This window comes from Streptomyces sp. MnatMP-M17, assembly GCF_900091995.1.
Classification (GTDB): domain Bacteria; phylum Actinomycetota; class Actinomycetes; order Streptomycetales; family Streptomycetaceae; genus Streptomyces.
Genome location: NZ_FMDK01000478.1, coordinates 1 through 3,739 on the forward strand (window position 1 = coordinate 1; position 3,739 = coordinate 3,739).

Annotated in this window: 6 protein-coding genes and 1 pseudogene; 2 read left to right on the plus strand and 5 right to left on the minus strand. The window is 68.6% G+C overall.

The features are described 5' to 3' along the window. Positions 1–203: 203 nt before the first annotated feature. Positions 204–446 carry a hypothetical protein gene (locus tag GA0115259_RS42035; protein WP_237540269.1) on the minus strand — a complete coding sequence of 81 codons (243 nt, stop codon included), beginning with the start codon at positions 444–446 and terminating at the stop codon, positions 204–206. Next, complete coding sequence (locus GA0115259_RS42890; RefSeq protein WP_345941027.1) at positions 392–679, minus strand: recombinase family protein; 288 nt, start codon at positions 677–679, stop codon at positions 392–394. Before GA0115259_RS42890 ends, GA0115259_RS42035 begins: the two co-directional genes overlap by 55 nt. A gap of 694 nt (positions 680–1,373) precedes the next feature. Here GA0115259_RS42890 and GA0115259_RS21455 point away from each other — a divergent pair. Next, positions 1,374–1,712 (plus strand): MerR family transcriptional regulator, encoded by a 339-nt coding sequence (locus tag GA0115259_RS21455; RefSeq protein ID WP_093599663.1) that lies wholly within the window; start codon positions 1,374–1,376, stop codon positions 1,710–1,712. Positions 1,713–1,930: 218 nt separating this feature from the next. Here the strand turns inward: GA0115259_RS21455 and GA0115259_RS21460 are convergent, their stop codons facing one another. The 3 genes from GA0115259_RS21460 to GA0115259_RS21470 form a co-directional block, all read right to left on the minus strand. Continuing rightward, complete coding sequence (locus GA0115259_RS21460; RefSeq protein WP_093599666.1) at positions 1,931–2,374, minus strand: DUF2267 domain-containing protein; 444 nt, start codon at positions 2,372–2,374, stop codon at positions 1,931–1,933. Positions 2,375–2,407: 33 nt separating this feature from the next. Then, positions 2,408–2,803: a DUF2267 domain-containing protein gene (locus GA0115259_RS21465; RefSeq protein WP_093599672.1), complete on the minus strand. Its 396-nt coding sequence runs from the start codon at positions 2,801–2,803 to the stop codon at positions 2,408–2,410. A 105-nt stretch (positions 2,804–2,908) separates the two neighbouring features. Then, positions 2,909–3,340, minus strand: coding sequence for an Hsp20/alpha crystallin family protein (locus tag GA0115259_RS21470; RefSeq protein WP_093599669.1), 432 nt, complete (start codon positions 3,338–3,340; stop codon positions 2,909–2,911). A 128-nt stretch (positions 3,341–3,468) separates the two neighbouring features. Between GA0115259_RS21470 and GA0115259_RS21475 the strand changes: the two are divergent. Then, positions 3,469–3,739: pseudogene (locus GA0115259_RS21475) on the plus strand (type III effector protein); the annotation flags it as partial.

Here is a 3,739-nt window from a genome sequence, read left to right on the forward strand (position 1 = left end):
ATGCGGGTGGCCCCCAGTGACGCTGGGGGCCACCCGCATCCTCACAACCTCCCAGCTGCGTACGAGTTCTTCCTGCGCCACCGCTTACGGACGTATGTGATCAGCCGTCTGTTCGAACCGGCGGCGCGCCAGCGCCCTGGGCCGGGATGACGGCCTCGAACTCGGCCCTGTTCTCCCGAGGCTGCCACGAAGTGACAAGTAACTCAGCGTGTCGTTAGGGCCTTGGCTTCTGTACAAGGTTCAGGAACCTCGCTGCCAGTGAGGGCGGCGAAGTCGGCGCGGGCCTGTTCGACGGCTTCCGGGTACGCCGCCCGCTTCTCGTGCTCGGCGAGTGCCCGGTAGATGCCGGCGACGGAGGGGTTCTGACCCTTGCACTTGCCGGTGCGGATGATCAGATCGGGCTGGATCTGCTCGACGGACTCGCCGCCCGCGCGGCGCCGCAGCACGGGTGCAGCATGTCCTCGGTGATGACCGGCGGCCGGCCGCCGTGCTTGCCCTTGCGGGCCGCGGTGTCGAGCCCCTCCAGCGTCGACTCCCGAATGTTCTCCCGCTCGGTCTCCGCAATCGCGGCGAGGAACGCGAACAGCAGCTGTGGTCCGCCAACCCTGTGTCGTCGCTGTTCGAGTTCGATTACCTCATCGCCGAACGCACGAAAATCTATGGTGGCTGGAGTAGACATTGGGCGGTGGTCTGGTTATGTTTCTCTCGTAACCCCAGGAAGTCAGCAGGGCCTGGCAGAGACGAACTGCCGGGCAGCAGTACCCGCAGTTGCAGTTGGCAGGACGGTGCGGTGGCGGAGTTTTGAAGCCAGGGTTGTTGCAGGACGGCGACGGGACTGGCGACCGGACCGGGTGGCCCGCAGTGATCAGGGGCCGCCGTGAGCAGTACCGCTGTTGACGCAGTACCCGTAAGTGCAGGACGCGGTACCCAGCAGTGAAGTCAGTGAGCAGTACCTCGGTGAAGGCGTCGGCTGCGGGCGCGCGCGCCGGGAAGTTCGGCAGTGGGGTTCTAAGCCAGAGCAGACGCAGGACGGGCGACGGGGCTGGCTGCCGAAGGGTGGCGCTGTCACAGGCCGCTGAGCAGTTCGCAGTACCAGCAGTATGCAATTGATCACCGAGGAAGAACGGAGGAGCCAGGCGCCATCAGGATCGCCCGGGCGGAAGTCTTGAGCCCGGGTACCGCAGGACATCGATAGTGAGGTGGTCTCCGGTCAAGCAACCGCGATCCCCGCACCCCCGACAGCGTTCCCGTCGGGTCAGCGGAAACAGAACGCCGGCGCAGTACCAGGGCCGGCAGATGGTGTAGCAGTTCCTTCGGGGCCCTGGTGTCGTACGACACCAGGGCCCCTCAAGCGTGTTCCACAGAGAGGTGCAATGACAGCAGACGACACCTTCGGCCGTCTCGACGACGACGACTACCCCGCCTACACCATGGGCCGGGCCGCCGAGATGCTCGGCACCACCCAGGGCTTCCTCCGCGCCATCGGCGAAGCCCGCCTGATCACCCCGCTTCGCTCCGCGGGCGGGCACCGCCGCTACTCCCGCTACCAGTTGCGCATCGCCGCCCGGGCCCGGGAGCTCGTCGACCAAGGGACCCCGATCGAGGCCGCCTGCCGCATCGTCATCCTCGAAGACCAGCTCGAAGAAGCCCAGCGCATCAACGCCGAATACCGCCGCGCCGCCGAGTCATCCGCTCCGCCGGCCTCGGCCTGAGACGGCGAAGACCTGCACCTGCCCAAGCGGCTTCGCGGCTGGCGCCCGCACATACTGCCCGGGACGCGTCGGCGTCCCGGGCAACGTCGTCTTCACCATGGCTCCGGCCCCGCCCGGAGCCCGGCTGTCACGCCGGGCTGCGGCGGCCTCTCCCTGCGGGGCGCGCGGGCCGTGCACCGTCGTCCAACCCTCCCTGGCGGTGGAAGGGCACGGACCGTTTACGCGGCGGGGTTGAGTTCGGCGCGGCCGAACAGCAGGGCGTAGCCGGTGGGGAGCTGGTGCAGGATGCGGGTGATGAGGTCGGGGCCGGTGTGGGCGGCGACGGCCGCGAAGACGGACCCGGTGTCCCAGCGGGTGGTGGCCAGGGAGGCGCCGGAGCGGGCGGCGAGGTCCTTGACGAAGGCCCAGCCGGTCAGCGGCTGAGGGTCGGGGATCTGCGCGGTCAGGACGCGGGCGGCCTCCAGGGGCAGGCAGGCGGCCAGGTCGACGCGTTCGTCGCCGGTCAACTGGCGTCCCAGCCCCGAAAGGACCAGGCGGACGGCTTCCTCAGCTCGCTCGCGGGTGGGGTAGGCGCCTTCGTAGCGGACCTTCTCCAGCATCTGCTCATACGCCGTCGAGTACGGCTGCTGGTGCTCAAGCGGTACGCGTACGTCGGTGATCACTGCGGTGCATGCCTTTCATAGGAGCCAGGGTGGTCAGGTGGGCTGGGGGCGGCCGAAGAGGAGGTCGTAGCCGGTGGGGAGCTGGAGCAGGATCTGGCCCAGCAGGTCATCGCCGGCCGTGTCGGCGACCGTTGAGAGGACGGCGCTGACGTCCCAGGTCGCGGTGTGCTCGGTGGCGCCCTCGATCCAGGCCGCAGTGGCCCGCAGGAACCGCTCCGGTGGCAGCGGTTCGGCGCTCTGGAGCGGGTTGAGCAGGATCAGGGCGAATTCCTCCGGCAGGCGTGCCGCGAGCTGGGCGCGGACTTCGCCGACCAGGTGCGCGCCGAGCAGGGCGAGCACCACCCGGGCCGCGCGCTCGGCTTCCTCCACAGTGTCGTACTCGCCGCGTTCCTTGACGTGGTCGAGGAACGCTTCGCGTCGCAGAGCCATCTCGGCCGCCACCCCGTCTTGTTTCATTCGGATGCCCGTAGGGGTGCGGAGGGCGGGATGGAGGGGGAGATCAGGTGCCCGTCCTCCGCACCTGTCCGGCCGGTGTCAGCCGGAGATCTCCTTGTGGCCGGATCCGACGCCGATGGAGATCTTGCGGGGCTTGGCGCGCTCGGCGATCGGGATGCGCAGGGTGAGCACGCCCGCGTCGTAGTCGGCCTGGATGTGCTCGGTGTCGAGGGTGTCGGCGAGCACGATCTGGCGGGAGAAGACGCCCAGCGGCCGCTCGGACAGTTCCATCTGCACGTCGTCGGCCTTCGCCACCGGCCGACGCTCGGCCTTGACAGTCAGCATGTTCCGCTCGACGTCGATGTCGATCGCGTCCGCGGTGACACCGGGCAGGTCGAAGGCCACCACGTACTCGTCGCCCTCGCGGTAGGCGTCCATCGGCATCGCCGACGGCTTCGACCAGGTACCCGGGCCCATCAGCTGCTGCGTCAGCCGGTCCAGCTCACGGAAGGGGTCAGTGCGCATCAACATCGTGAAAACACCTCCAGTGGGTTCAGGCAGTTACTGCCAATGCGCCTTACTGGTTCCGTTGTAACATGTCATCCGATGGATGACAAACATGATGTCATCAGCCTGATGACAACCCGAGGGAGGTGTCCGTGATCCCGGCCGGCCAGCCGTCCACGACCAGCACCGACGCCCACAGCCCGGCGTCGTTCCTCGCCGCCGTGGCGGCCCTCAACGCCATAGACAACGCCCTGCGCGAAGCCCAGCACGAGACCCCGACCGCGCCCACCCCTGGTCCGGAACAGGCCCTGGCCTCCTTGTCGCTGCTGCGGCAGGTCCGCGAACAGCTCGCCGGATGGGAGACCGGCCTGATCGAAACCGCCCGCGACGCGGGCGCCAGCTGGGCCGACCTCGCTCACCCCC